The 26,557-nt window shown below is 59.5% G+C and carries 16 protein-coding genes and 1 tRNA gene; 8 read left to right on the top strand and 9 right to left on the bottom strand.

The window, feature by feature from the left end:
• Positions 1–334 precede the first annotated feature (334 nt).
• Entirely contained in the window at positions 335–1,162 is an 828-nt protein-coding gene (gene cheR / locus AB3226_RS22180) for a protein-glutamate O-methyltransferase CheR (protein WP_367374614.1), read from the bottom strand.
• A gap of 46 nt (positions 1,163–1,208) precedes the next feature.
• Positions 1,209–2,141, bottom strand: a complete 933-nt coding sequence (locus AB3226_RS22175) for a chemotaxis protein CheV (RefSeq protein WP_095051642.1) — start codon at positions 2,139–2,141, stop codon at positions 1,209–1,211.
• Between the two features lie 80 nt (positions 2,142–2,221).
• Here AB3226_RS22175 and flgA point away from each other — a divergent pair, with 80 nt between their 5' ends.
• The 4 genes from flgA to AB3226_RS22155 all read left to right on the top strand — a co-directional run bounded on the left by flgA (position 2,222) and on the right by AB3226_RS22155 (position 4,827).
• Entirely contained in the window at positions 2,222–2,983 is a 762-nt protein-coding gene (gene flgA, locus AB3226_RS22170) for a flagellar basal body P-ring formation chaperone FlgA (RefSeq protein WP_367374613.1), read from the top strand.
• A gap of 167 nt (positions 2,984–3,150) precedes the next feature.
• Complete coding sequence (gene flgM / locus AB3226_RS22165; protein WP_367374612.1) at positions 3,151–3,477, top strand: flagellar biosynthesis anti-sigma factor FlgM; 327 nt, start codon at positions 3,151–3,153, stop codon at positions 3,475–3,477.
• Between the two features lie 47 nt (positions 3,478–3,524).
• Complete coding sequence (locus AB3226_RS22160) at positions 3,525–3,992, top strand: flagella synthesis protein FlgN (protein ID WP_008071798.1); 468 nt, start codon at positions 3,525–3,527, stop codon at positions 3,990–3,992.
• A gap of 88 nt (positions 3,993–4,080) precedes the next feature.
• Positions 4,081–4,827 carry a flagellar brake protein gene (locus AB3226_RS22155; protein ID WP_367374611.1) on the top strand — a complete coding sequence of 249 codons (747 nt, stop codon included), beginning with the start codon at positions 4,081–4,083 and terminating at the stop codon, positions 4,825–4,827.
• Between the two features lie 65 nt (positions 4,828–4,892).
• Here AB3226_RS22155 and AB3226_RS22150 read toward each other — a convergent pair whose 3' ends face one another.
• The 4 genes from AB3226_RS22150 to AB3226_RS22135 all read right to left on the bottom strand — a co-directional run bounded on the left by AB3226_RS22150 (position 4,893) and on the right by AB3226_RS22135 (position 10,115).
• The gene (locus tag AB3226_RS22150; protein ID WP_367374610.1) at positions 4,893–6,275 is read right to left on the bottom strand and encodes an MFS transporter; all 1,383 of its coding nucleotides are present in this window, start codon (positions 6,273–6,275) and stop codon (positions 4,893–4,895) included.
• A gap of 71 nt (positions 6,276–6,346) precedes the next feature.
• Positions 6,347–7,588, bottom strand: a complete 1,242-nt coding sequence (locus AB3226_RS22145; protein ID WP_367375832.1) for a glutamine synthetase family protein — start codon at positions 7,586–7,588, stop codon at positions 6,347–6,349.
• A 233-nt stretch (positions 7,589–7,821) separates the two neighbouring features.
• Positions 7,822–8,514: a sensor histidine kinase gene (locus AB3226_RS22140; RefSeq protein WP_367374609.1), complete on the bottom strand. Its 693-nt coding sequence runs from the start codon at positions 8,512–8,514 to the stop codon at positions 7,822–7,824.
• Positions 8,511–10,115 carry a response regulator gene (locus AB3226_RS22135; RefSeq protein ID WP_367374608.1) on the bottom strand — a complete coding sequence of 535 codons (1,605 nt, stop codon included), beginning with the start codon at positions 10,113–10,115 and terminating at the stop codon, positions 8,511–8,513. The genes AB3226_RS22140 and AB3226_RS22135 overlap by 4 nt, the downstream gene beginning before the upstream one ends.
• Before the next feature lie 952 nt (positions 10,116–11,067).
• On the opposite strand from AB3226_RS22135, the gene AB3226_RS22130 reads away from it, so the two are divergent.
• Entirely contained in the window at positions 11,068–22,860 is an 11,793-nt protein-coding gene (locus tag AB3226_RS22130; RefSeq protein ID WP_367374607.1) for a VCBS domain-containing protein, read from the top strand.
• Positions 22,861–22,943: 83 nt separating this feature from the next.
• On the opposite strand, the gene AB3226_RS22125 is transcribed toward AB3226_RS22130, so the two are convergent.
• A tRNA-Arg gene (locus AB3226_RS22125) sits at positions 22,944–23,020 on the bottom strand.
• A gap of 292 nt (positions 23,021–23,312) precedes the next feature.
• Between AB3226_RS22125 and AB3226_RS22120 the strand changes: the two genes are divergently transcribed.
• Positions 23,313–23,546 (top strand): hypothetical protein, encoded by a 234-nt coding sequence (locus AB3226_RS22120; protein WP_367374606.1) that lies wholly within the window; start codon positions 23,313–23,315, stop codon positions 23,544–23,546.
• A 22-nt stretch (positions 23,547–23,568) separates the two neighbouring features.
• Positions 23,569–23,748: a PA3371 family protein gene (locus tag AB3226_RS22115; RefSeq protein WP_007904756.1), complete on the top strand. Its 180-nt coding sequence runs from the start codon at positions 23,569–23,571 to the stop codon at positions 23,746–23,748.
• On the opposite strand, the gene phnN is transcribed toward AB3226_RS22115, so the two are convergent.
• Positions 23,723–24,295 carry a phosphonate metabolism protein/1,5-bisphosphokinase (PRPP-forming) PhnN gene (gene phnN / locus AB3226_RS22110; protein ID WP_367375831.1) on the bottom strand — a complete coding sequence of 191 codons (573 nt, stop codon included), beginning with the start codon at positions 24,293–24,295 and terminating at the stop codon, positions 23,723–23,725. The two genes, AB3226_RS22115 and phnN, sit on opposite strands and share 26 nt — an antisense overlap.
• Positions 24,296–24,683: 388 nt before the next feature.
• Here phnN and AB3226_RS22105 point away from each other — a divergent pair, with 388 nt between their 5' ends.
• Entirely contained in the window at positions 24,684–25,010 is a 327-nt protein-coding gene (locus tag AB3226_RS22105) for an Arc family DNA-binding protein (protein WP_003178899.1), read from the top strand.
• A 101-nt stretch (positions 25,011–25,111) separates the two neighbouring features.
• On the opposite strand, the gene mgtE is transcribed toward AB3226_RS22105, so the two are convergent.
• On the bottom strand, positions 25,112–26,554 hold the full coding sequence (mgtE, locus tag AB3226_RS22100) for a magnesium transporter (protein WP_367374605.1): 1,443 nt from the start codon (positions 26,552–26,554) through the stop codon (positions 25,112–25,114).
• Positions 26,555–26,557 lie beyond the last annotated feature (3 nt).

Below are 26,557 nucleotides of genomic sequence, written 5' to 3'. Positions count from 1 at the left end.
ACGATGGACATAGCAAGCGGCGTGCCAATTCAAAAAAGCCCGTAAACCGGGGCTTTGCGCGCGGTGGCAAGGCGGCAATGCCAGAAAAGCGGCAACCGATTTCCGCCGCCTGCCGCTTTTCTGCCGCTTATCACCAATCGCCAGAACAACAACTGACCCTGTGGGAGCGGGCTTGCCCGCGATTGCGGTGTAACAAATCAAATTGATGTCGACTGATACGACGCTATCGCGGGCAAGCCCGCTCCCACAGGGGTTGTGGTGATTTTGAGAGATAATTACAGGCACAAAAAAACGGGAGCCCCTGAGGACTCCCGTTTTTTGATGAAGCAACGAATCACTTCGCCTTGTAAATGATCCCCGGGCTGCACTGGACCATTTGATAATGATCCGGCAAACCGTTCAGCGCTTCGGACGCGCCAAGGAACAGATAGCCGCCGGGCTTGAGCGTGCTGTGGATGCGCAACAGGATGTCTTTCTTCACCTCGGCGGAGAAGTAGATCAGCACGTTGCGGCAAAACACGATGTCGAACTTGCCCAGGCTTGCGTAGCTGTCGAGCAGGTTGAACGAACGAAATTCCACGCGACTCTTGATCGGTGCCTTGATGGCCCAGCGTCCCGGCCCTTTCGGGTCGAAGTAACGCTGAAGGCGCTCGGGCGACAGACCGCGGCCGATGGCCAGGCTGTCGTATTCACCGGTCTTGCAGTTGGTCAGCATGGTGCCGGACAGATCCGTGGCAACGATCTGCACGCCCATCTTCAACTGGCCCATGTTGACCCGCTCGAACTCATCGATGGACATCGACAGCGAATACGGTTCCTGACCCGACGAACACGCCGCCGACCAGATCCGCAGGCGCTGTCCGGGGCTTGCCTTGATCGACTCAGGCAATACCTTGTTCTTCAAGACTTCAAACGGATAGGTGTCACGAAACCACAGGGTTTCGTTGGTGGTCATGGCATCCACCACCAGCTCGCGCAAACCGCTGCGCGGTTGGGTCTGGATGCGCTGAACCAATTCACCCAGCGATTTGATGCCCTGCTGTTCCATCAGTTTGTTGAGACGGCTCGAGACCAGGTATTGCTTGTTCTCACCGAGCAAAATGCCACAGGCTTTTTCCAGGAAGACCCGGAACTGTTCGAAATCCAAATTACCCGTAGACAATGATGCGGCCTCTTAAATCGTGTTGACCGCCAGGGGCAAAACGCCCCTAGCTGATATCTGCTGCTTTGATCCGGTCGACCACCCGGGATGCCAAGTCATCAGGACGGAACTTGGCCAGGAAGTCATCGGCACCGACTTTCTTGACCATCGCCTGATTGAACACACCCGACAACGAAGTGTGCAGGATGATATGAAGCTTTTGCATGCGCGGGTCGGCGCGGATCTCGGCCGTCAGGGTGTACCCGTCCATCTCCGGCATTTCGATGTCGGAGATCATCATCAGGAACTCGTCTTCCGGCTTCTTGCCCTCATCGACCAGCTTGCGCAGGTAATCCAGCGCTTGCCGACCGTCGTTCAACGCCACCACTTCGACGCCGATCGTTTGCAGACAACGCGTGACTTGCTTGCGCGCCACCGATGAATCATCGACCGTCAACACGCGCAAGGACAACGCCTTGTGCTGAGTCTCGACATCCACCACGCCCACCGAAATCGCTTCCGGTGTCGGTGCCACTTCCGCCAGCACCTTCTCGACGTCAATGATTTCGACTAACTGATTGTCGACCCGAGTCACAGCCGTCAGGTAGTGATCGCGCCCGGTGCCCTTGGGTGGCGGATGAATCTCTTCCCAGTTCATATTGACGATGCGCTCCACCGAGCGCACCAGGAAACCCTGGGTCTTGGTGTTGTACTCCGTGATGATCACGAAGGGATTGCTTTGATCTTTCAGCGCTCCGGAACCGGTCGCCATCGCCAGATCCAGAATCGGAATGGTCGCCCCCCGAATATTTGCCACACCGCACACGACAGGACTGGACTTGGGCATCAGGGTCAGCTTGGGGCATTGCAGCACCTCACGAACCTTGAATACGTTGATCCCATACAGCTGCTGGCCGTCGAGACGGAACAACAACAGCTCAAGGCGATTCTGCCCTACCAGTTGCGTGCGCTGGTTCACCGAATCCATTACACCAGCCATGCCAGACTCCTACACCAACGCTAAGTGTGTTGCGACGCACATTCATCACTAAACGGCACGGCGCTTGCTTTTTAACTCTCATGAACACAGAACCGACATTTTTCCGACGCCTGACATCAACCTGCCGCAGATTGCTCTGCGTGATGTCGGCCGTTTGCCTGTTCAACGCTGGCAGCCCTGCCCTTGCTGACGCGGTTACCTTGCCTGACATGCTTATCGGCGTCACTCAGGGCTTTCTTGAATTCACCGTAGAAGACTATCTGGCCACGAGTCAAACACAAGGACGCTACGAGATCGAGGTCAACCAGCTCGATCCACGCCTGCGCATGCCCATGTGCGACAAGGAATTGACAGCCACCCTCGAGAGCCCCGCCAGGCCTCTGGGCCGGGTCACGGTCAAGGTTCGCTGCGAGGGCGCCTCCCCCTGGACAGTCTTCGTACCCGCTCAAGTACGGCTGTTTCGCGACATCGTGACCACCACCCGCCCCCTCAAGCGCACAGGGATTATCGAGTCTCAGGACGTGACCCTGCGCGAGCGTGATATCAGCCTGATAAATCAGGGTTTTCTGACCTCCGTGGATCAGGCGATCGGACAGAAACTTACCCGACCAATGGTCGCCGATCAGGTCATTACCCTGGTGCACCTCGAACAGGCGGAAGTCATTCGCAAGGGCGATCAGGTGGTGATTACCGCCCGCAGTGGTACGCTCAGTGTACGTATGCCGGGTGAAGCGCTGTCCAATGGCGGCATGAGCGAACAGATTCGCGTGAAGAACCTTAACTCCCAGCGGGTCATCAAGGCGCAAGTCACCGCGCCCGGCCAGGTGGAAGTAGCTATGTAGGGAATCTCTGTTCGTGAATATATGGCGCGTAGCCTGGCTGTTCCCTAAACTGTGCCGCATGCGGAACACGCGCTGGCGCATGCAAGCTCATTGATAAATGGGCCTAAAGTTTTCCGGGGAAGAGCCGAAAACATGGCAAGCGTCCAAATACCCAGAGGTTTTTTGTCATGGTCATCGATTTCAGTCGTTTAAACAGCTCCTCGTCACTTACGGGCAGTACACGTACCAGCGCTGCGAAGGAAACCGCCGAAGCCGGCCAATCCGCGCCGCTGAATACCCCGGCCGAACAGGCCAGTACCACCAAAAGCGGGGAATCGGTACACCTCAGCAATGAGGCTCAACAGTTGCAGAAGGTCACTGACAAGCTGCGCGATCAGCCTGCACTCGACAAAGCCCGCGTGGCCGAGTTGAAAGCAGCGATTGCCGATGGCAGCTATAAAGTCGACAGCAACCGTGTAGCCAGCAAACTGCTCAACTTCGAAGCCCAGCGCTAGGCCACGGCCCGCGCCGGCTTTTGGACGCTTAAAACCCAAGGCCAGCCATGCACGACACTAATTTACTGCAACTGATCATCGACGACTTTGCACCGGCGCAACACCTGCTGGAGCTGCTGCAAACCGAGTCCCTCGCGTTGCATGGTCGCGACATGCCACTGCTCGAAGAGATTCTGGCGCAGAAACAGGCATTGATCATTTTGCTTGAGCAGCATGGCCGCAAACGCAGTGAAATCCTCGCCAGCCTCAACCTGCCGACCAATCGCCAGGGCCTGGAGCAACTTGCCAGCCATTCGAGCATCGGTGACCAGTTGCTGGCACAGAGCGACGTGCTGACCGACCTCCTGGCCCAGTGTCAGGCCGCCAATGTCAACAATGGCCAGTCGATTCTGGTGCAGCAGGCCGCCACGGCCAACCAGCTGAAAATCCTCACCGGCGGCGAGCCACCAGCGCTCTACGATGCCCGCGGTTCAACCTCCAAACTCGCAAAACCACGTCCGCTCAGTCAGGCTTGAGCCTTTCAATGAGCCCGCTCTATCAAGACGCGAAACATGCTGGCAGAATGCCGGCCAGTAGCCATATTTGTCTGGAGATTGATACCCCGTGTCCAATGCCTTAAGCGCGGAAGATGCTCCGCAGCCACCCAAGGTGCTCACCACGCCCCTGGAAATCTCCGGCAATCTGCGTCAGCTGCAAGACAGCCATGACCCGCTGATCATCACGTTCCATGAGCGCAGCCAGCGCTTCCAGAGTTATCTGGTGGACATCGACCGTGACAGCAAGATGATCGCCCTGGACGAAATGATCCCGCGCGACGGCGAACGCTATCTGCTGGCTGGCGAACCGTTCAAGGTCGAAGGCTTCCACGACGGTGTACGCATCGCCTGGGAAAGCAATGGCCCGCTGACCATCGACGAATCCGGCGATGGCCGCTGCTACCGTGGCGCGCTGCCCGATGAGGTGGTTTACCACCAGCGCCGCAATGCTTTTCGCGCTGCGTTGAAGCTGGCACAACTGGTCAATGTCGAACTGGGGGGCGACAAACTCAAGTCGCCCATCAACGGCAAACTGCTGGACATCTCCGCCACCGGCTGCAAGTTGCGCTTCGAGGGCGACATCACCGCCAAGCTACAACTGGGCCAGGTCTATGACCGCTTCGTTGCGGCCCTGCCCTTCGGCAACATGACGGCACCGGTCGAGTTGCGTTACCTGCACTTCGAAGAAAAGATCAACACCACTTTTGCCGGCGTGCGTTTTCACAACATGAGCGGCCTGGTGCAGCGCCAGGTCGAGCGGTTCGTCTATCAGCTTCAGCGCGAAGCGCGGCGCTTCGATAAAGACGACTTCTGATACGTCGCTCCCATAAAAAAACGGGCAGTCCCTTGCGGTGACTGCCCGTTTTTTTTATGCCTTGATCAAGGCCTTGCTTCGGTAAAACTTTGCTCGCGACCCGCGTCAGGGTCTGACGATTCCGAATCTGTTGCAGCTTCGGTTTCCGGCTCGGCATCCGGATTGAAGTCAGCCTCAGGGTTGACCGGATTCTGCATCTGATCCTGCACCACCTGCTCATCGACTCGCGGGTCAAGGCAAGCGACCAGTGGTGAACTCGACATGCTGTCCGGCATGGCCACGTGATGCAGCGGAGCATCGTCCACCTGATGCAGGTTGGTAACCGCTTTCGGACGAATTCGCCATACCAGCACCAAGGCGAAAAAACTGAAGAAGGCATAGAGCATCTGACTGCCGAACAGCTTCATCAACACCCCGGCCACCAGCGGCCCGATACTCGCGCCTACACCGTAGGTCACCAGCAGCATCGCCGTCAGCGACACCCTGCGATCACCCTCGACATGGTCGTTGGAGAACGCCACCGCCAACGGGTACAGACAGAACTGCACCAGCGAACAGAAAAACCCGGCGATGAACAGCACCTCCAGCGGCACTTGCCGCATGATTGCCAGGGGCAACGCTGCCAGCGCCAGGCTAAACGCGAAACAGCGGATCAACAGCGCCCGGTCATAGCGGTCCGACAGCCAACCCAACGGCCACTGCACCACCAGCCCTGCAAAAATGCAGCTACCCATGAACAGACCGACCTGTTCGGTCGATAACCCTTGCTGCGAGGCATACAGCGGCGCCAGACCGTAGAACGAACCGACGATCAAACCCGACCCCAACACCGTACTCAATGACTGCGGCACGCGCTTGATGAAGAACCGTGGTTCCATCGGCGCCGGGTGCAAAGGCGCCGGGTGAATCCGCCGTGTCAGGGCTACCGGCACAAGGCACAGGGCGAAACACAGCGCGACCAGCATCAGCAATTCCAGGCCCAGGCCCGGGTGCATGACCAGAATCAGCTGACCCAATACCAGCCCCAGGTACGAGGCGATCATGTAGCCGCTGAACACGACCCCACGCTTATTGGCTTCTGCCTGCTCATTGAGCCAACTTTCGATCACCATGTATTGGCACATCATGCCCAGGCCGACGATCACCCGCAGGAACAGCCACGCGGGCAGCCAGTCCACCAGGCCATGACCCAGCACCGCCGCGCCGACGATCCCGGCGCAGGCTGAATAAGCTCGAATATGCCCGACCCGGGCAATCAGCCGGTGGCCGATCTTGCCGCCTAGCACCAGGCCGAAATAGTTGGCGGCCATCAACGCACCGACCCACAGGCTGTCGACTTTATCGGCTGCCAGGCGCAGGGCAAGGTAAGTACTCAACAGGCCCGAGCCGATCAACATCATCAGCGAGGCGAAATAAAGCCCCCGGAAAGATTTCAAGATTTGGCGCATCGGCGTTCCGAGCGGCTCCTTGCAGTGAGTATCGGACTATCGACAAACGATAGCCCGACGGCGACGGGTCGTCAGGCCTGGGCTGCTAGAACACGCCGTTCCCAGGGAGTAATTTCATCAAAGAAGCTGGTCAACTCCATGGTCTTCGAAGCGATGTAGCCTTCGATGAACTCCTTGCCGAACAGTTCCTTGGCCAATTGGCTACGTTTCAGACGTTCGAGAGCGGCATGCAAGGTACACGGCAACGAAAGATTATCCGGCACAACGAACTCACCCTGGATCGGCTCGCTCGGCTCCAGTTTGTTCTCGATGCCATACAACCCCGCGGCCAGACTCGCGGCGATCGCCAGATACGGATTGGCATCGGCCCCCGGCAAGCGGTTTTCGACCCGACGAGCGACCGGTGAACTGGCCGGAATGCGCAGCCCGGCCGCGCGATTGTCGTGGGACCAGCAGGCATTATTCGGCGATGCGAAAGGATGGCACAGGCGCTGATAAGAGTTCACGTTCGGCGCAAACAGCGCGGTGAAATCCGCCAGCCCGGCCTGCTGACCACCGATGAAATGACGGAAGGTCGCGGTCGGCTCACCGGCCTTGTCGCTGAATACGTTACGCCCGGTGCCAATCTCGACGATGCTCTGGTGAATATGCATCGAGCTGCCCGGCGTATGAGCCAACGGCTTGGCCATGCAAACCACGGTCAGGCCATGCTTGAGCGCCACTTCTTTGAGCAGATGCTTGAACAACAAAGTCTGGTCGGCCAACAGTAGCGGATCACCGTGCAGCAGGTTGATCTCGAACTGGCTGACGCCCATCTCGTGCATGAAGGTATCGCGCGGCAAGCCCAGCGCCGCCATGCATTCGTAGACTTCATTGAAGAACGGCCGCAAGCCGTTATTGGAACTGATGCTGAACGCCGAATGACCGTCCTCGCGACGACCGTCCAGGCCCAGTGGTGGCTGGAAGGGTTGCGTCGGGTCAGGGTTGGGCGCGAAGACGAAGAATTCCAGCTCGGTCGCCACCACGGGCGCCAGACCGAGAGCGGCGTATCGAGCGATCACGGCCTTGAGTTGGCCGCGGGTCGACAATGGCGAGCTCTCGCCAGTCAGCTCGTGCGCATCGCAAATGGCCAGCGCCCGAGGCTGCGAGCTCCAGGGCAAGCGGTGGATCTGCGCGGGATCAGGCACCAACGCCAGGTCGCCATCATCACTGCCGTAAAAGCGCGCTGGCGGATAACCGCCCATGATGCATTGCAGCAGCACTCCCCGCGCCATCTGCAAACGCCGCCCTTCAAGAAATCCTTCGGCGGTCATCACCTTGCCGCGTGGTACGCCGTTCAGGTCCGGCGTGACACATTCAATCTCATCAATGCCCGTCAATCGCTGCGCGAGTGAACGATGGCCATCGGTTGTCATGACGCAATCCTTGTTGTTGTACGAGCCGCGAACGGCGACTCGTACAAAATAGGCTCCGGCTGTTCGGAATATCAAGCAGCGTCAAACAAAAAGGCGCAATCCTGTGGGAACAACCGAAGGGGTTGTGTCATTCAGGGGAGATAGAGGCTGAACACACCGCCGCCCAACGGGCCGCCATTACTGATTTCGGTGCGTCCGCCGACACCATTGCGCTGATGCAACGCGGCAATCCGCCCGGCAAAGTACAGGCCCAGGCCGGTGCTGCCACTGCTGTGGTTGATGCCCTGCACGTAATCGGCTTGACGCTCGATCATCTCGGGCGGGTAACCCTCACCATCGTCATTAATGGTCAGCACCAATTGCCCGGCCTCATCGCTGACGCTAATCAACAAGGCATGGCGGGCGTAACGAATGGCGTTGTTGATGCAATTGGCGAGCACCGAGGCAATCAGCTCACGGTCGAAGAAACCCAGCGGGCTCAACGGGTCCACTTCATACGTCGCGATGATGCCGCGGCTGGCGAATACTTCTTGGTGAGCCGCCAGTTGCGCTTCAATGAAATCATCCAGCTCATGGTAGGCCGGTTGCAACGGCATCTGGTTGACGCCGAGTTTGTACAGCCCCAGCAACTGCACCAGCATGCCATTGAGGTGGGCAAACTCGAAGTCGATTACGCCCTGCTCGGGGGTGTGCTGCTCGGGATCGGGCAAGCGTGCCAGCCATTGGCTGTGCGCCTGCATCAGCATGGTCAGAGAGTTCTTCATGTCATGCACGGTGGAGGCAATCACCGTGGAGAAGTCGAGTGACGGTTCGCTGTCTATCATTCGCCGAACGCCTTGATTTTCAGTTTCTGGTAGCGCGGATAACGCGCGTCGGTATCGGGCATCAGGCCGACGGTTTTCAGGCAGGCGCGACACTCTTCCAGTTCGGCCGACGGTACGCTGGTGTCGGTGCCATGCAGCAACGATTGCGCCATGTTCAGGGCAATACTGATGTTCTTCGGTTGCAGTGCCAGAGCTTTGCGAAACACATCCCGGGCTTCCACCAGGTTGCCGGTCTTGTACACCCGCACGCCCTGACGGTTGAGGTCGGCGGCCGCGTTGCCGGAGTTGAGGATGGTCGGGTCGTCGGTCAGCTTGGCGATGCCTTTCATCACCGTCGGGTCGTCGCCGTAGATCTCCGCACAATTCTTCAGCATCGAAGCGCCGGCATCCGCCTGCCCGAGCATTTGCAGCTGCTTGGCCACCAGCAGCGCCGCTTCGGCGCTCATGAACTGCTCCATGCCATCGAGGCGCATCATCGCCTGCTCGGTGAGCTTCTCGGCGGTTTCGGCATCGTTGAGCAGCAGGCTGGTGGCTTTCATCAGGCGCGCGCGAATTTGCAGGCCGGGGTCGGAAGGGTTTTCCTTCGCCACCGCACTCAGCGTCGTGTTGATTTCGAGACGGGTCCGGGTGTCCAGGCCCTTCTCACTGCCTTTGCTGATCAAGGCATGGGCCAGGCCGAGGTTGCTTTCCGCATCCTTGAAACGCGACTGCGCCCCTTGAGACACAGCCTGACGATAAGCTTTGGAGGCAGTATCGAAATCCTCGTTGGCCATCGCCAGTTTGCCCAGCAATGCCTGCCGGCGCACCGCCAGCGGCGACAGGCGAATAGCCTCTTCCAAGACTCTCTGCGCCCCCTTGGTATCGCCTTCGGCGACCAGCACATCGGCCATGCCGTCGTAGAGCGCCGGCATCATCGGGAAGACTTTCAGGGCTTTTTCGTAAATGCCTTTGGCCTGGCCGATCTGGCCGCGCTTGAACAGCAACTGGCCCAACCCGGCAAACGCCCAAGGCAAAGGTCGATCAGCAATGATGCTGTCGTACAGGCGCTCTAGCGCTTCGTTCTGGTTCAAGTCGCGCAACGCATCGGCGCGGTAACGCAGGCACAGCGGCGAATAACGAATGTCTTGTTTGCACAGGGCGATGCAGGCATTGAGCACTTCAACCGGTTTACCCCGGTCAAGGGCTTGCAGGATCGGTTTAAGCAAGGTCTTGCGCTGTTCCAGACGCTCCAGACGCTGGGCCAGGCCGGAACGGTTGAACGGCTTTGTCAGGTAAGCATCAGGCTCGTGCTCCAGTGCGCTGAGCACCATGGCCTGACTGGTTTCGGCGGTGACCATGACAAACACACTTTCATGGCTGATCAGCTTCTCGATCATCAGGTCTTCGAGCACCTGCTGACCGTTCTTCTTGCCATCGCCCAAGTGGAAGTCCTGCAGGATGAAGTCGTAGGACTTCTGCGAGCACATGCGCAGCGCCTGTTCACCGGTATCGGCGGTGTCGACGTCCTTGACGCCCAGCTCCCGCAGCATGGACCTGACGGAACTGCGGAAATCCGAGAAATCATCGACGATCAAAAAACTCTTTTGGTGATACGACAGCATCGAAGATTTCCAGGCAATTTAAGAAGAACAACCCAAAGGCAACGACACGGGGCGAGCTCAGCTTCGCGGCCTTTTTTGGCGCGCAGATGATAGCGGGAGGCCATAGGCTATCAAGCAATTTCGCATAAACCCGTGATGACCATTGCCGGCCGCCAGAGATAAAAATGACAACGACCGTTCGGGTTATCGGCCAGTAGTCGCGTTCCCTTGAAGCGACGGGAGTGCATTTGCGCATTTGGCTGTCATGACAGGCTCTTCACGTAAGTCGTCGGGTGGTTCTGGGGTAAAAAATCCCGCCAAAGCAAATGCCTTGGCGGGCGTTTTTAACAGCTGAATGCTGAGATTTTATGGAGTTTCAGGGCCGACACGATTCAGCCAGCCCGCGCGCCACTTGGGTTTCAGCCCATTAGAGCCGCGTCTGTGTCGAGTATTCATGGCCCTTCCCCGCCCCCTTCGCCAAAAACAAATCGACGTAATATTGACACCTAAATACCCGCCTGTCGGAATATTGGCACGTCGCACTGTTAGCTGCGGTTAACACCTTTACAAAGCCTGACCCCCCAACTAAACACACATCAAACTGATATCAGGAAAGGCCGTATCCCTGGGTCAGTGCTACCTCAAAACACGGCCTCATCCAGCCATTATTTCAGGAGTCCCTGCCACATGGGTGCTCTCAGTCTATTGCGTGCCATGTGCAGCGCAGCACCAGCCTCGGGCTCACATTCGCCCGACCTGTCCTGCGATCCGCTCCTCAAGCGCGACGAACTTTTCCATCTGCGCAATACCCGCGCGCCTCTGCCGGCAGCGCCCGGCCCGTCAGGCCGACGATGTCCGGCCGCCGCCTCGCACCACTCCTGAACTACCTGAGCGGTGCAAGAACGGGACGTCGTCCTGTTAGCAGTCCCAAGCGATTCTAAAAATAAAAAATTGGCATTTTCGGGAGAAAGACATGGCTACCACCACAACTACCAGCGGCGGCACCGTTACTTCGTTTTCCAACACTCCGCAGGCGCAGGACGACATTTTCACGACCGGTGTTATTGGCGCGGGCAGCGCGGCCATCACTGAAGACCTGCTGGGGGTCGTGTACCTGGACGTCATGTCCAATGATCTCGGCGGCAACGCAAAGACACTTTGGTCACTCGATAACGCGACCAGTCTTTCTACTGCCACCAAGGTTTATGCGCCGGCCGATCTCCTGATCCAGGACACTGGCAGAATCGAGGCGACGAGTACTGACACCAGTTTCAACGGGGCAAAAATCTGGATTACGTCGGATGGCAAGGTCGGCTACGACGCCGCAACGTTGTCGACTGCTTTCAAGGCACAACTCCAATCGCTTGCTGCTGGAGGGTCCCTGACGGACAGCTTTACCTATGCGATTCGTCTCGGCAACGGCACGCTTAGCTGGGCCACTGCGCAGGTGCAGTTCGCTGGCATGAATGACAGTGTGACGATGAACATCGGCGTTCAGGCTGGCACGGTAACCGAAGATGCGAGCACGACGCCGAGCACGACCGACTCGCTGAGCACGACGGGCACTATTGCCTTTAGCGATGTTGACCTGAGTGACACGCATACCGCCTCTTTCGTCGCTGCGGGAGGCAATGCCACAGCGCTGGGCAACTTCACCCTTGCATCGGTAGCTGAAGGGGCCAACGCAGCCAACGGCACCGTTAACTGGACTTACACCCTGAATAATGCGGCAGCCCAATACCTGGCTCAGGGGCAGACAGTTACTGAAACCTATGTGGTCACCATCAATGATGGGCATGGTTCGTCAACCACACAGAATGTGACTGTCTCCATCACCGGCACCAACGATCAGGTGCAGATTACCAGCGGCGTGCAAGCCGGCGATGCCAAAGAAGACAGCGGCGACTACGCGGCCAGCGGCAGCATCACCTTCACCGACGCCGACCTGATCGACACCCACAGCGTCACCGTCACGCAGGGCGCTTCCGGCTATCTGGGCAGTTTCACCACCAATCCCCTGAGCGACAGCACCGGTACAGGCAGCGGTTCGCTGGGCTGGAACTTCGCGGTGAACAACTCAGCCCTGCAGTTCCTCGGCGAAGGCCAGATTGTCACCCAAACCTATAACGTGGCGATCGGCGACGGCGCGGTGCAGACCGTGACCATCACCATTACCGGCATCAACGATCAGGTACAGATCACCAGCGGCGTGCAGGCCGGCGATGCCAAAGAAGACAGCGGCGACTACGCGGCCAGCGGCAGCATCACCTTCACCGACGCCGACCTGATCGACACCCACAGCGTCACCGTCACGCAGGGCGCTTCCGGCTATTTGGGCAGCTTCACCACTAATCCACTGAGCGACAGCACCGGCACGGGCAGTGGCTCGCTGGGTTGGAGCTTCGCGGTGAACAACTCAGCCCTGCAGTTCCTCGGCGAAGGCCAGAGCGTCACCCAAACCTATAACGTGACGATTGGCGACGGCGCGGTGCAGACCGTGACCATTACGATTACCGGCACCAACGACCAGGTACAGATCACCAGCGGCGTACAGGCCGGCGATGCCAAGGAAGACAGCGGCGACTACGCAGCCAATGGCAGCATCACCTTCACCGACGTTGATCTGATCGACACTCACAGCGTCACTGTCACGCCGGGCGCTTCCGGCTATCTGGGCAGCTTCACCACTAATCCACTGAGCGACAGCACCGGCACGGGCAGTGGCTCGCTGGGCTGGAACTTCGCGGTGAACAACACCGCCCTGCAGTTCCTCGGCGAAGGCCAGAACGTCACCCAAACCTATAACGTGGCGATCGGCGACGGCGCGGTGCAGACCGTGACCATCACCATCGTCGGCACTAATGACCAAGTGCAGATCACCAGCGGCGTGCAAGCCGGCGATGCCAAGGAAGACAGTGGCGACTACACAGCCAGCGGCAGCATCGCCTTCACCGACGTCGACCTGATCGACACCCATAGCGTCACTGTCACGCCGGGCGCTTCCGGTTATCTGGGCAGCTTCACCACCAATCCACTGAGCGACAGCACCGGTACGGGCAGCGGTTCGCTGGGCTGGAACTTCGCGGTGAACAACACCGCGTTGCAGTTCCTCGGCGAAGGCCAGATTGTCACCCAAACCTATAACGTGGCGATCGGCGACGGCGCGGTGCAGACCGTGACCATCACGATTACCGGCACCAACGACCAACCAACCCTGACGATTGCCGACACTACCGGTGCGATGAGCGAAGGCAACGGCACGGCCACCCTGAGCGACAGCGGCGCACTGAGCTTCGCCGATCTGGACAGCACCGACACGGTGACCGTGTCGCAGACCACCAACGGCGATATCGCCTGGAGCGGCGGCGTGCTCAATGTTGGTGTGGCCTCGGCACTGGTGGCTGGTTTCTCGGTCGACCAGAACAGCTGGGACTACAGCAGCAATCAGAACCTCGACTTCCTCGGTGCGGGTGAAACCATCACCTTCTCGTACGCGGTAGTTGCGACCGACGACAGCGGCGCGGCTAATGCTGCCTCGGCGACGCAGACCGTCACCATCACTATAACCGGCACTAACGATGCGCCGGTGCTCAGCTTCGCGACAGGCAATGATGCCGGTGCGGTACAGGAAGACACCGCGCTCAGCGTCAACGGTCAGTTCAGCTCGGCTGATATCGATCATGCTGCTACGGCCACCTGGACAATCAATGGCTCGGCTTCGGGCATCTACGGTTCGATCGCGGTGGATAGCACTGGCCAATGGACGTACACCCTCGCCAATGGCACCGATGGTGTCGCCAGTGCGGTGCAGTCGCTGGGGGCTGGCGAAAGTCACGATGAAGTGTTCAGCGTGCAGGTCAGCGATGGCCTCGGCGGCGTGGACACTCAACTGGTGACCGTCTCCGTCAGCGGCACTAACGACGTGCCGGTACTCAGCTTCGCGACAGGCAACGATGCCGGCGCGGTGCAGGAAGACACCGCGTTTAGCGTCAGCGGTCAGTTCAGCTCGGCTGATATCGATCATGCTGCTACGGCCACCTGGAGCATTGCCGGTACGAATACCGGCATCTACGGTTCGATCGCGGTGGATAGCACTGGCCAATGGACGTACACCCTCGTCAATGGCACCGATGGCATTGCCAGTGCGGTGCAGTCGCTGGGGGCGGGAGAAAGTCACGATGAAGTGTTCAGCGTGCAGGTCAGCGATGGCCTCGGAGGCGTGGACACTCAGTTGGTGACCGTCACCGTCAGCGGTACTAACGACGCGCCGGTGCTCAGCTTCGCGACAGGCAACGATGCCGGCGCGGTGCAGGAAGACACCGCGTTTAGCGTCAGCGGTCAGTTCAGCTCGGCTGATATCGATCATGCTGCTACGGCCACCTGGACAATCAATGGCTCGGCTTCAGGCACCTATGGCTCAATCGCAGTCGACAACACCGGCAAATGGACTTACACCCTGGCCAATGGCACCGATGGCATTGCCAGCGCGGTGCAGTCGCTGAAGGCGGGAGAAAGTCACGATGAAGTGTTCAGCGTGCAGGTCAGCGATGGCCTCGGCGGCGTAGACACTCAGTTGGTGACCGTCACCGTCAGCGGCACTAATGATGCGCCGGTGCTCAGCTTCGCAACGGGCAACAATGCCGGCGCGGTGCAGGAAGACACCGCGCTCAGCGTCAGCGGCCAGTTCAGCTCGGCTGATATCGATCATGCTGCTACGGCCACCTGGACAATCAATGGCTCGGCTTCAGGCACCTATGGCTCAATCGCAGTCGACAACACCGGCAAATGGACTTACACCCTGGCCAATGGCACCGATGGCATTGCCAGCGCGGTGCAGTCGCTGAAGGCGGGAGAAAGTCACGATGAAGTGTTCAGCGTGCAGGTCAGCGATGGCCTCGGCGGCGTAGACACTCAGTTGGTGACCGTCACCGTCAGCGGCACTAATGATGCGCCGGTGCTCAGCTTCGCAACGGGCAACAATGCCGGCGCGGTGCAGGAAGACACCGCGCTCAGCGTCAGCGGCCAGTTCAGCTCGGCTGATATCGATCATGCTGCTACGGCAACTTGGAGCATTGCGGGTACGAATACCGGCACCTACGGCTCGATCGCGGTGGATAGCACTGGCCAATGGACGTACACCCTCGCCAATGGCACCGATGGCATTGCCAGCGCGGTGCAGTCGCTGAAGGCGGGAGAAAGTCACGATGAAGTGTTCAGCGTGCAGGTCAGCGATGGCCTCGGCGGCGTGGACACTCAACTGGTGACCATCACCGTCAGCGGCACTAACGATGCGCCGGTGCTCAGCTTCGCGACAGGCAATGATGCCGGCGCGGTGCAGGAAGACACCATGCTCAGCGTCAGCGGCCAGTTCAGCTCGGCCGACATCGATCATGCTGCCACGGCCACCTGGAGCATTGCCGGTACGAATACCGGCATCTACGGTTCGATCGCGGTGGATAGCACTGGAAAATGGACGTACACCTTGGCCAATGGCACCGATGGCGTCGCCAGTGCGGTGCAGTCGCTGGGGGCTGGCGAAAGTCACGATGAAGTGTTCACCGTGCAGGTCAGCGATGGCCTCGGCGGCGTGGACACTCAGTTGGTGACCGTCACCGTCAGCGGCACTAACGATGCGCCGGTGCTCAGCTTCGCGACAGGCAACGATGCCGGCGCCGTGCAGGAAGACACCATGCTCAGCATGAGCGGCCAGTTCAGCTCGGCCGACATCGATCATGCTGCCACGGCAACTTGGACAATCAATGGCTCGGCTTCAGGCACCTATGGCTCAATCGCAGTCGACAACACCGGCAAATGGACGTACACCCTGGCCAATGGCACCGATGGTGTCGCCAGTGCGGTGCAGTCACTGGGGGCTGGCGAAAGTCATGACGAAGTGTTCACCGTGCAGGTCAGCGATGGCCTCGGCGGCGTGGACACTCAACTGGTGACCGTCACCGTCACCGGCACTAACGATGCGCCGGTGCTCAGCTTCGCGACAGGCAACGATGCCGGCGCGGTGCAGGAAGACACCGCGCTCAGCGTCAGCGGCCAGTTCAGCTCGGCCGACATCGATCATGCTGCCACGGCAACTTGGAGCATTGCGGGTACGAATACCGGCACCTACGGCTCGATCGCGGTGGATAGCACTGGCCAATGGACGTACACCCTCGCCAATGGCACCGATGGCATTGCCAGCGCGGTGCAGTCGCTGAAGGCGGGAGAAAGTCACGATGAAGTGTTCAGCGTGCAGATCAGCGATGGCCTCGGAGGCGTGGACACTCAGTTGGTGACCGTCACCGTCAGCGGCACTAACGATGCGCCGGTGCTCAGCTTCGCGACAGGCAACGATGCCGGCGCCGTGCAGGAAGACACCATGCTCAGCATGAGCGGCCAGTTCAGCTCGGCCGACATCGATCATGCTGCCACGGCAACTTGGACAATCAATGGCTCGGCTTCAGGCACCTATGGCTCAATCGCAGTCGACAACACCGGCAAATGGACGTACACCCTGGCCAATGGCACCGATGGTGTCGCCAGTGCGGTGCAGTCGCTGGGGGCTGGCGAAAGTCATGACGAAGTGTTCACCGTGCAGGTCAGCGATGGCCTCGGCGGCGTGGACACTCAGTTGGTGACCGTCACCGTCACCGGCACTAACGATACGGCCGTGCTGTCCTCGGCCAACGTCACGCTGACCGAAACCAATGCCCCGCTGACCACCAACGGCACCCTGACCATCAGCGACATCGACAGCGCTGCAACCTTCGTCGCCCAGTCCAACACCGACGGCAGTTACGGCCAGTTCTCCATCGGCACCAATGGGGCCTGGACCTACGTCGCCGATAGCGCCCACAACGAGTTCGCCGCCGGCACCACCTACACCGACACCTTCGCGGTGAGCAGCGCCGACGGCACCCTCACTTCGGTCACCGTGCACATCACCGGGACAAACGACGCCGCCGTTCTGTCCGCCGACATCGTGAACCTCATCGAGACCAATGCCGCCGTCGACATCTCCACCAGCGGTACGCTGACCATCAGCGACGTCGACAGTGCCGCGACCTTCGTCGCCCAGTCTGGCACCGACGGCAGCTATGGCCAGTTCTCCATCGGCACCGATGGCGCCTGGAGCTATGTCGCCGACTCCGCGCACAACGAGTTCGCCGCCGGCACCACCTACACCGACACCTTCGCCGTGAGCAGTGCCGACGGCACCCTCACTTCGGTCACCGTCAACATCACCGGGACTAACGACGCCGCCGTGCTGTCCTCGGCCAGCATCAACCTCACCGAAACCGATGCCCCGCTGAGCACCAACGGCACGCTGACTATCAGCGATGTCGACAGTGCCGCAACCTTCGTCGCCCAGTCCAACACCGACGGCAGTTACGGCCAGTTCTCCATCGGCACCGATGGGGCCTGGAGCTATGTCGCCGACTCCGCGCACAACGAGTTCGTCGCCGGCACCACTTACACCGACACCTTCGCCGTAAGCAGCGCCGACGGCACCCTCACCTCGGTCACCGTGCACATCACCGGGACTAACGACGCCGCCGTGTTGTCCTCGGCCAGCATCAACCTCACCGAAACCGATGCGCCGCTGAGCACCAGCGGCACGCTAAGCATCAGCGACGTCGACAGCGCCGCAACCGTCGTCGCGCAGTCCAATACCGACGGCAGTTACGGCCAGTTCTCCATCGGCACCGATGGCGCCTGGAGCTATGTCGCCGACTCGGCGCACAACGAGTTCGCCGCCGGCACCACCTACACCGACACCTTCGCCGTGAGCAGCGCCGATGGCACCCTCACCTCGGTCACCGTGAACATCACCGGCACAAACGACGCCGCCGTCCTGTCCTCGGCCAGCGTCACCCTGACCGAGACCAATGCCGCCGTCGACATCTCCACCAACGGCACCTTGACCATCAGCGATGTCGACAGTGCCGCAACCTTCGTCGCCCAGTCCAACACCGACGGCAGTTACGGCCAGTTCTCCATCGGCACTAATGGTGCCTGGAGCTACGTCGCCGATTCCGCCCACAACGAGTTCGCCGCCGGCACCACCTACACCGACACCTTCGCGGTGAGCAGCGCCGATGGCACCCTCACCTCGGTCACCGTGCACATCACCGGGACTAACGACGCCGCCGTGTTGTCCGCCGACATCGCCAACCTCATCGAGACCAATGCCGCAGTCGACATCTCCACCAGCGGCAACCTGACCATCAGCGATGTCGACAGTGCCGCAACCTTCGTCGCCCAGTCCAACACCGACGGCAGCTACGGCCAGTTCTCCATCGGCACCAATGGTGCCTGGACCTACGTCGCCGATAGCGCCCACAACGAGTTCGCCGCCGGCACCACCTACACCGACACCTTCGCCGTGAGCAGTGCCGACGGCACCCTCACTTCGGTCACCGTCAACATCACCGGGACTAACGACGCCGCCGTGCTGTCCTCGGCCAGCATCAACCTCACCGAAACCGATGCCCCGCTGAGCACCAACGGCACGCTGACTATCAGCGATGTCGACAGTGCCGCAACCTTCGTCGCCCAGTCCAACACCGACGGCAGTTACGGCCAGTTCTCCATCGGCACCGATGGGGCCTGGAGCTATGTCGCCGACTCGGCGCACAACGAGTTCGCCGCCGGCACCACCTACACCGACACCTTCGCCGTGAGCAGCGCCGATGGCACCCTCACCTCGGTCACCGTGCACATCACCGGCACAAACGACGCCGCCGTCCTGTCCTCGGCCAGCGTCACCCTGACCGAGACCAATGCCGCCGTCGACATCTCCACCAACGGCACCTTGACCATCAGCGATGTCGACAGTGCCGCAACCTTCGTCGCCCAGTCCAACACCGACGGCAGTTACGGCCAGTTCTCCATCGGCACTAATGGTGCCTGGAGCTACGTCGCCGATTCCGCCCACAACGAGTTCGCCGCCGGCACCACCTACACCGACACCTTCGCGGTGAGCAGCGCCGATGGCACCCTCACCTCGGTCACCGTGCACATCACCGGGACTAACGACGCCGCCGTGTTGTCCGCCGACATCGCCAACCTCATCGAGACCAATGCCGCAGTCGACATCTCCACCAGCGGCAACCTGACCATCAGCGATGTCGACAGTGCCGCAACCTTCGTCGCCCAGTCCAACACCGACGGCAGCTACGGCCAGTTCTCCATCGGCACCAATGGTGCCTGGACCTACGTCGCCGATAGCGCCCACAACGAGTTCGCCGCCGGCACCACCTACACCGACACCTTCGCCGTGAGCAGTGCCGACGGCACCCTCACTTCGGTCACCGTCAACATCACCGGGACTAACGACGCCGCCGTGCTGTCCTCGGCCAGCCTCACGCTGACCGAAACCAATGCCCCGCTGACCACCAACGGTACCCTGACCATCAGCGACATCGACAGCGCCGCGACCTTCGTCACCCAGACCAACACCGCCGGCGCCAACGGAACCTTCGCCATCAATACCGCAGGCAACTGGAGCTATACCGCCAACTCGGCCTTCGACGCACTCAGTGTCGGTGACAGCCTGACCGACACCTTCACCGTGCTCAGCGCCGATGGCACCGCGACCGCGGTGACGGTAACCATCAACGGCAGCAACGACGCGCCGACGATCACCTCCAACGGTGGTGGTACGACGGCCTCGGTCAGCGTGGCGGAGAACACCACGGCAGTTACGACGGTGGTAGCAACCGACGTTGATCTTCCGGCACAAACCCTGAGTTACAGCATCGTTGGCGGAGCAGATGCCGCGAAGTTCTCGATCGTTTCAGGCTCGGGCGTGCTGAGCTTTGTCTCTGCACCTAACTTTGAGTCCCCGACTGATTCAGGAACGAACAACGTCTACGACGTGATTGTGCGGGCATCGGACGGCACGCTATTCGACGACCAAACGCTCGCGGTGAGCGTGACAGGCATCAACGACAACACCCCGACGATCACCTCCAACGGGGGTGGAGCGACCGCTTCGGTCAGCGTGGCGGAGAACACCACAGTAGTTACGACCGTGGTGGCGAGCGATGCTGATCTTCCGGCACAAACCCTGAGCTACAGCATTGTCGGGGGAGCAGATGCCGCGAAGTTCTCGATCGTTTCAGGCACGGGCGCATTGAGCTTTATCTCTGCGCCCAACTTTGAGTCCCCAACTGATTCGGGAACGAACAACGTCTATGACGTGATCGTGCGGGCATCGGATGGCACGCTGTTTGACGACCAGGCGCTCGCGGTGAGCGTGACGGGCGTCAATGACAACACCCCGGTGATCACCTCCAACGGTGGTGGTGCGTCGGCTTCGGTCAACGTGGCGGAGAACACCACGACGGTCACGACAGTGACCGCGACCGATGCCGATCTGCCGGCGCAAACCCTGAGCTACTCGATCCTGAATACGGCCGGGACGGACTTCAGCAAGTTCTCGATCAGTTCGAGCGGGGTGCTGACGTTCAATTCGGCGCCGGATTACGAGAATGCCCAGGATGTCGGTGGTGCTGACGGTGACAACGCCTATGTTGTGGACGTTTTGGTGGCCGACGGCAATGGCGGAACCGACACCCAGACAATTACGGTAAACGTGCAGAACGTAGTTGAAACCCCAGTTGATACCGTGGCCCCGACGGTGACAGTGACGGGGACGGCCTTAGGGGGTTCGAACGGTTCAACGTCGACGGTCACATTCCAGTTCAGTGAGGTTGTGAGCGGCTTCAACCTTTCGGACGTCACGGTGACTACAACGAGCGGAACGCCCCGCGGAACCTGGAGCAACTTCACGCAGGTAGACGGCGACACCTACACGGCAACGCTGACCAGAACGCAGGGCGGTAGCGTGAAAGTCGACGTTACCGCGAACAGCTACACCGACCTGGCGGGCAATGCGGGTGCTGCCGGGAGCAGTGCAAACCTTCCGGCAGGCGTTGCCGGCGAACCCATCAATTTAGCCCTCAACACCCCGTCAGCTGATATTAGCGGCCCGATAACCGTGTCGATTAGCGGTGTTCCCTCGGGATGGATATTCAATGCGGGGACCGACAATGGAGACGGCACCTGGACCGTGCAAACCAGCGATCCTGGCGCATTGACTGTGACAACCCCAAGCGACTTCACGGGAGCGTTGGTGCTTGATGTCAACATGTACTGGAGCAATAGTGACGGCAGCGACGGTAGCGCTTATGTGTTCAACAACATCGAAGTCTATGTACCCGGCGCGCCGATTTTCGCCTTGTCCGCTGACGACAACCTGACCGGCTCATCCGGTGCCGACACGTTCGTCTTCGCCCAGCCGATCGGCAACAACCAGATCTACAGTTTCGATGTCACGGCAGACAAAATCGACTTGATCGGCTTCGCGGGCGTCAACGGTTTTGCTGATTTGAGTATCACTAACGACGCCAACGGCAATGCGCTGGTCAGCATCGGCTCCGGCCAGTCGGTCACCCTTAAAGGTGTCGATGCGGCGGACTTGAGCGAAGCGAACTTCCAGTTCGATGTGGATCCGGTCATGACCAATACCGGCATTCTCAGTATTGCCGACGGGGCAATCATGCCGTTCGGTGGCAGCATTCATAACAGCGGCACCATCGAACTCGGCTCCACCGGCAGCGAGACCAATCTTGAGATTCTGTTCCGTGGGGCAACCTTGACCGGTGGCGGCCAGGTACTGCTATCCGACAGCGCGCAAAATGTTATTTTCGGCGGCAGCGCCGACACTGTGCTGACCAACGTCGACAACCGCATTTCCGGTGCCGGCCAGTTGGGCGCCGGGCAGTTGGTATTGGTCAATGCGGGGCTGATCCTGGCCAGCGGGCTGAACAGCCTGGTGCTCGACACCGGCAGCCACACCATCACCAACAGCGGGGTGCTGGAGTCCACGGGTGAAGGCGGCATGACGGTGGCCAGCACAGTCGATAACTCCGGCCACTTGTGGGCCAACGGTGGCGACCTGCGCCTGCTGGCCGACGTAATGGGCAATGGCAGCGCCACCATCGACGGCGACGCGACCCTGACCTTTTCCGGCGCTGCACACGGGTCCGTCGCCTTCCACGGCGAAGGCGCGGGCACGCTGGTGATCGCACAGGCCGAAGCGGCGGGTTCCCTGGTCGGCATCCTCGGCCTGGAAAGCGATGACATGCTGACCTTCAGCGATCTCGCCTTCGGCGCCAACACCCAACTCAGCTACAGCGCCAACGCCTCTGGCACCGGCGGCCTGCTGACAGTGGACGACGGCGCGCATCGGGCCGAGGTGAACTTGCTGGGGCACTACACAGTGGATGACTTCCAGGCCACCGACGGCGGCGAGACCGGTACCCAAGTCAGTTACAGCGGCGAATCCAGCGGCACGCTGGTGGGCAGCATGGCGGCGGACGTACTCAGTGGCGGCGACGGCAATGACATCCTCGCGGGTCGTGGCGGGGAGGACACGCTCAGCGGTGGCGCGGGAGCCGATATGTTCGCCTATCTCAACGTGGCTGAAGGCGGGGATACCATCCTCGACTACAACTTCGCCGAAGGTGACGCGCTCGACCTCTCTGCACTGCTCAGCGCCAACTTCGTTAGCGGTGTCAGCCAGGCGTCCGACTTCGTCCAACTGGCGCAGTCCGGCAGCGACATCACCGTGAAGGTGGATGCCGATGGCGCAGCCAATGGTACGAACTTCGCCGATGTGGCGGTCCTTGCCAACACTGGCACGAGCGGTACCGATCTGGTGCGCACCTGGTTTGGGGAGGGTGACCATACGCTGACGGCTTGATGCGGGGCTGGAGTTGAATCCACCGTTGCAGACAGTCACAAAAAAGCCCCACCAGATCACTCTGCGTGGGGCTTTCAAATAGATGGTGTCCCAGGGCAGGTTCGAACTGCCAACCTTCCCCTTAGGAGGGGGATGCTCTATCCAATTGAGCTACTGAGACACAAGTCGCTCCGCATGGAATGCGCAGCGATAGACGGCGTGCATGTTAACGGGCAGGCCCGCTTTTGTCATGTCGTCCGTAGGGCTTTTTAAGTGTAGGCAGACGCCTCACAGTAGCGTGGCTTTGTTTACCGTGCAAATTGCATAACTGCAAAATGACATCATTGCAAAATGCAATGCAGGCATTTTGCAAAAATATCTTAATTCATTGTTTTTAAAGGATTTAATAGCCGTTAAACTTTTGGCATGCAGGCTGCTTCGGCTGTTCTCACAGAACACAGGAGGTCAGCCCCATGAACAGCGCTCTGTTAGTCGCAAACGCGGTCGCTTTGGCGGTTCTGGTGGGTTTTAATTTCTTCCCCGAAAACGACGTTGCGACGATTGCTCAACGCATCCCCCATTACCTGCAACTGCAAAAAACACCGCAGTTGGCAGTCACGAGCGATCAACGCGGTTTTGTCAGCCACGAGGTGAGCCAGGAGACTATTCAGCTGCGCACACAGTCTTTTGAACGCTTGGTATTTTGAATCACCCCATCAGGAGCACAGCATGTCCAAATCAGCCGCAGGATTTTTCATCCTCGCTTTACTGAGTGGCATCCTTCATCTGTCATTGGTTCAGGACACGGTCGTCACCCTGCCCCTGATTGCTTGCGGCGTATTCGGTGCACTGTTCGTGCTGGCGCTGATCGCCGGGCGCAAGATCAAATTCGATCCGGTGTTGCGCTAAGGCTCAGCAGCTTCAGAAGATTGGCGACGGTGCCAGCAAGGTCGCCGGAGTTATCGAGTCGGCGGATCTGCGTATCACCGATTGAATCGTCAGCCATGAACAGCCTGTTACGGCGCAGTCTTGCTTCGATTTCTGCCGGGCTCTCACGCCCCCGCCGTAGCAGACGCTCGCGCAGGGCTTCATCCTTGACCGTCAACAGCACCGGCAATAGCGTGGGATAACGTTGTTGCGCTTCTGCCAGGTGCCCGCGAGAACCGTTGATCAAAACATCGCGACCGTCCGCGAGCCATTGCTCTATGCGCACTGGAATACCGTAACTCAGCCCATTGGCTTGCCACGACAATGCAAAATCCCCATTGGCTCTGCGTCGCTCGAACTCTTCGCGGGAAACCTCGATGGCGTCTTCACCCACGGATTCTGCCGACCGCGTGATAACGCGGCGCACGACTTCACAATTACCTGCGCGCAACGGCTCGCGAGCGGCTTCGATGAGGCTGTCCTTGCCGGATCCCGAAGGCCCCATTAAATAAATCAGCCTGCCATCCATCCTTAAATCATCCCGCGCCACGTGCCCACACTAGTATTTCGGCCATTTGCCACTATCCTTGTACAAGGTAAGGAACAAGGATCGAATCCGCATAGCATGCACCTTCAGGCGTCTTCGGGCATCACCTGTCGGGCAAGAGGACGCGGTTCAGCGATACGGACTCATGGATTATTTTCAAACCAGTCCGCATTTCTGATAATAGGTGCTGGCATTAAGCCTTTACCCAGATCAATTTTTGTCACAGAATTGACGCCAATGATCTGGCTAATTTGAGGCATGATGCGCGCCTCTATCAATTCAGGTTGAACATTTGGTCGGAGTGCTTGTCCTATCTGACATCCTGCGGCCTATCCCGAGAACCGCTCCCCTGAACTAACCGGTTAAATATATGCGCCCATTGAAACAGGCAATTTATTCCAGCCGTACGGCTGACAAGTTCGTCGTACGTCTGCCAGACGGAATGCGTGAACGCATTGCCGAGGTGGCTCGCAATCATCATCGCAGCATGAACTCCGAAATCATCGCGCGCCTTGAGCAGAGTCTTATTCAGGAAGGCGCGTTGGGTGAAGAATTGAGCATGCGCCTGGACAGCCCCGAGCTGTCATTGCATGAACGCGAACTGCTGCAACGTTTCCGCCAACTCTCCCACCGTCAGCAAAACGCTCTGGTTTCGCTGATTGCCCATGACGCCGAAATGGCCGCAGACGCTTCCTGATTCATCCCGAAAGCTCAAGCCAGCGTAATTGCTGGCTTTTTTTTACCTGAATTTTGGCTAAAAAACCCGCCGATCAGGCGGGTTGTTTTTGAAGCAAGACGTCAAAGCAGGAAAATCGTCGCCAGCCCGAGGAAGATGAAAAAGCCACCGCTGTCGGTCATGGCTGTGATCATCACACTGGCGCCCATTGCCGGGTCGCGCCCAAGCCGCGCCAGGGTCATTGGAATCAAAACCCCCATCAATGCCGCAAGCAACAGGTTAAGCGTCATGGCGGCGGTCATCACCACGCCCAGGGACCAACTGCCATAAAGCAGATAGGCCACCACACCAATCACGCCGCCCCAGACCAAGCCATTGATCAAGCCTACCGCCAACTCCTTGCGCATCAGCCGCGACGTATTGCCGGTACTGACTTGGTCCAGCGCCATGGCTCGAACGATCATGGTGATCGTCTGGTTACCCGAGTTGCCACCGATACCGGCAACGATCGGCATCAATGCCGCAAGTGCTACCAGTTTCTCGATAGAGCCTTCGAACAGGCCGATCACCCGGGACGCAATGAACGCGGTGATCAGGTTCACCGCCAGCCAGGCCCAACGGTTACGCAGGGATTTCCAGACTGACGCGAAAATATCTTCTTCTTCACGCAGACCCGCCATGTTGAGAACTTCGTTTTCGCTCTCTTCACGAATCAGGTCGACCATTTCATCGATGGTCAGACGACCGATCAGCTTGCCGTTCTTGTCGACCACCGGGGCCGAGATCAAGTCGTAACGTTCGAATGCTTGAGCGGCCTCGTAGGCGTCTTCGTCCGGATGAAAACTCACCGGGTCACTGGCCATGACTTCCGACACTTGCTTTTCCGGGTCGTTGACCAGCAGACGCTTGATCGGCAACACGCCCTTGAGCACGCCATCGTAATCGACCACGAACAGTTTGTCGGTGTGGCCCGGCAGCTCCTTGAGACGGCGCAGGTAACGCAAAACCACTTCGAGGCTGACATCCTCACGGATGGTCACCATCTCGAAGTCCATCAGCGCACCGACCTGATCCTCGTCATAGGACAACGCGGAGCGGACGCGCTCACGCTGTTGGCCATCGAGGGTTTCCATCAGCTCGTGGACGACGTCTCGCGGCAGCTCGGAGGCCAGGTCAGCGAGTTCGTCGGCATCCATATCCTTGGCCGCCGCCAGGAGCTCATGATCGTCCATGTCGGCGATCAGGGTTTCACGAACCGAATCGGATACTTCGAGCAGAATGTCGCCGTCGCGATCAGCCTTGACCAATTGCCAGACCGTCAGACGATCGTACACCGGCAAGGCTTCAAGGATGTAGGCAACGTCGGCGGAGTGCAGATCATCGAGCTTGCGCTGCAACTCGACGAGGTTTTGCCGGTGAACCAGGTTCTCGACCCGGTCGTGATGCGGACCTTCCTGGCGATGAGTCAGGTCTTCGACCACCCGCTGGCGCTGCAGCAGCTCAACGACTTGAGCGAGGCGATCCTGCAAGCTTTCCTGCGTTTTCTTTACTTCAACTTCAGACATAGG

Source organism: Pseudomonas lini, from assembly GCF_964063345.1.
GTDB lineage: Bacteria > Pseudomonadota > Gammaproteobacteria > Pseudomonadales > Pseudomonadaceae > Aquipseudomonas > Aquipseudomonas lini_B.
The sequence above is the reverse complement of the archived record's forward strand: the minus strand, read 5'-3'. Positions and strand labels throughout refer to the sequence as shown.

Excerpts from the sequence above, each read along its gene's own strand:
- AB3226_RS22160 (WP_008071798.1), top strand. The coding sequence starts at position 3,525 with ATGCACGACACTAATTTACTGCAACTGATCATCGACGACTTTGCACCG.
- flgM (WP_367374612.1), top strand. The coding sequence starts at position 3,151 with ATGGTCATCGATTTCAGTCGTTTAAACAGCTCCTCGTCACTTACGGGC.
- AB3226_RS22150 (WP_367374610.1), bottom strand. The coding sequence starts at position 6,275 with ATGCGCCAAATCTTGAAATCTTTCCGGGGGCTTTATTTCGCCTCGCTG.
- phnN (WP_367375831.1), bottom strand. The coding sequence starts at position 24,295 with ATGGATGGCAGGCTGATTTATTTAATGGGGCCTTCGGGATCCGGCAAG.
- AB3226_RS22115 (WP_007904756.1), top strand. The coding sequence starts at position 23,569 with ATGTCCAAATCAGCCGCAGGATTTTTCATCCTCGCTTTACTGAGTGGC.
- AB3226_RS22145 (WP_367375832.1), bottom strand. The coding sequence starts at position 7,588 with ATGACCGCCGAAGGATTTCTTGAAGGGCGGCGTTTGCAGATGGCGCGG.
- AB3226_RS22140 (WP_367374609.1), bottom strand. The coding sequence starts at position 8,514 with ATGATAGACAGCGAACCGTCACTCGACTTCTCCACGGTGATTGCCTCC.
- AB3226_RS22130 (WP_367374607.1), top strand. The coding sequence starts at position 11,068 with ATGGCTACCACCACAACTACCAGCGGCGGCACCGTTACTTCGTTTTCC.
- AB3226_RS22120 (WP_367374606.1), top strand. The coding sequence starts at position 23,313 with ATGAACAGCGCTCTGTTAGTCGCAAACGCGGTCGCTTTGGCGGTTCTG.
- flgA (WP_367374613.1), top strand. The coding sequence starts at position 2,222 with ATGAACACAGAACCGACATTTTTCCGACGCCTGACATCAACCTGCCGC.
- AB3226_RS22105 (WP_003178899.1), top strand. The coding sequence starts at position 24,684 with ATGCGCCCATTGAAACAGGCAATTTATTCCAGCCGTACGGCTGACAAG.
- mgtE (WP_367374605.1), bottom strand. The coding sequence starts at position 26,554 with ATGTCTGAAGTTGAAGTAAAGAAAACGCAGGAAAGCTTGCAGGATCGC.
- AB3226_RS22175 (WP_095051642.1), bottom strand. The coding sequence starts at position 2,141 with ATGGCTGGTGTAATGGATTCGGTGAACCAGCGCACGCAACTGGTAGGG.
- AB3226_RS22135 (WP_367374608.1), bottom strand. The coding sequence starts at position 10,115 with ATGCTGTCGTATCACCAAAAGAGTTTTTTGATCGTCGATGATTTCTCG.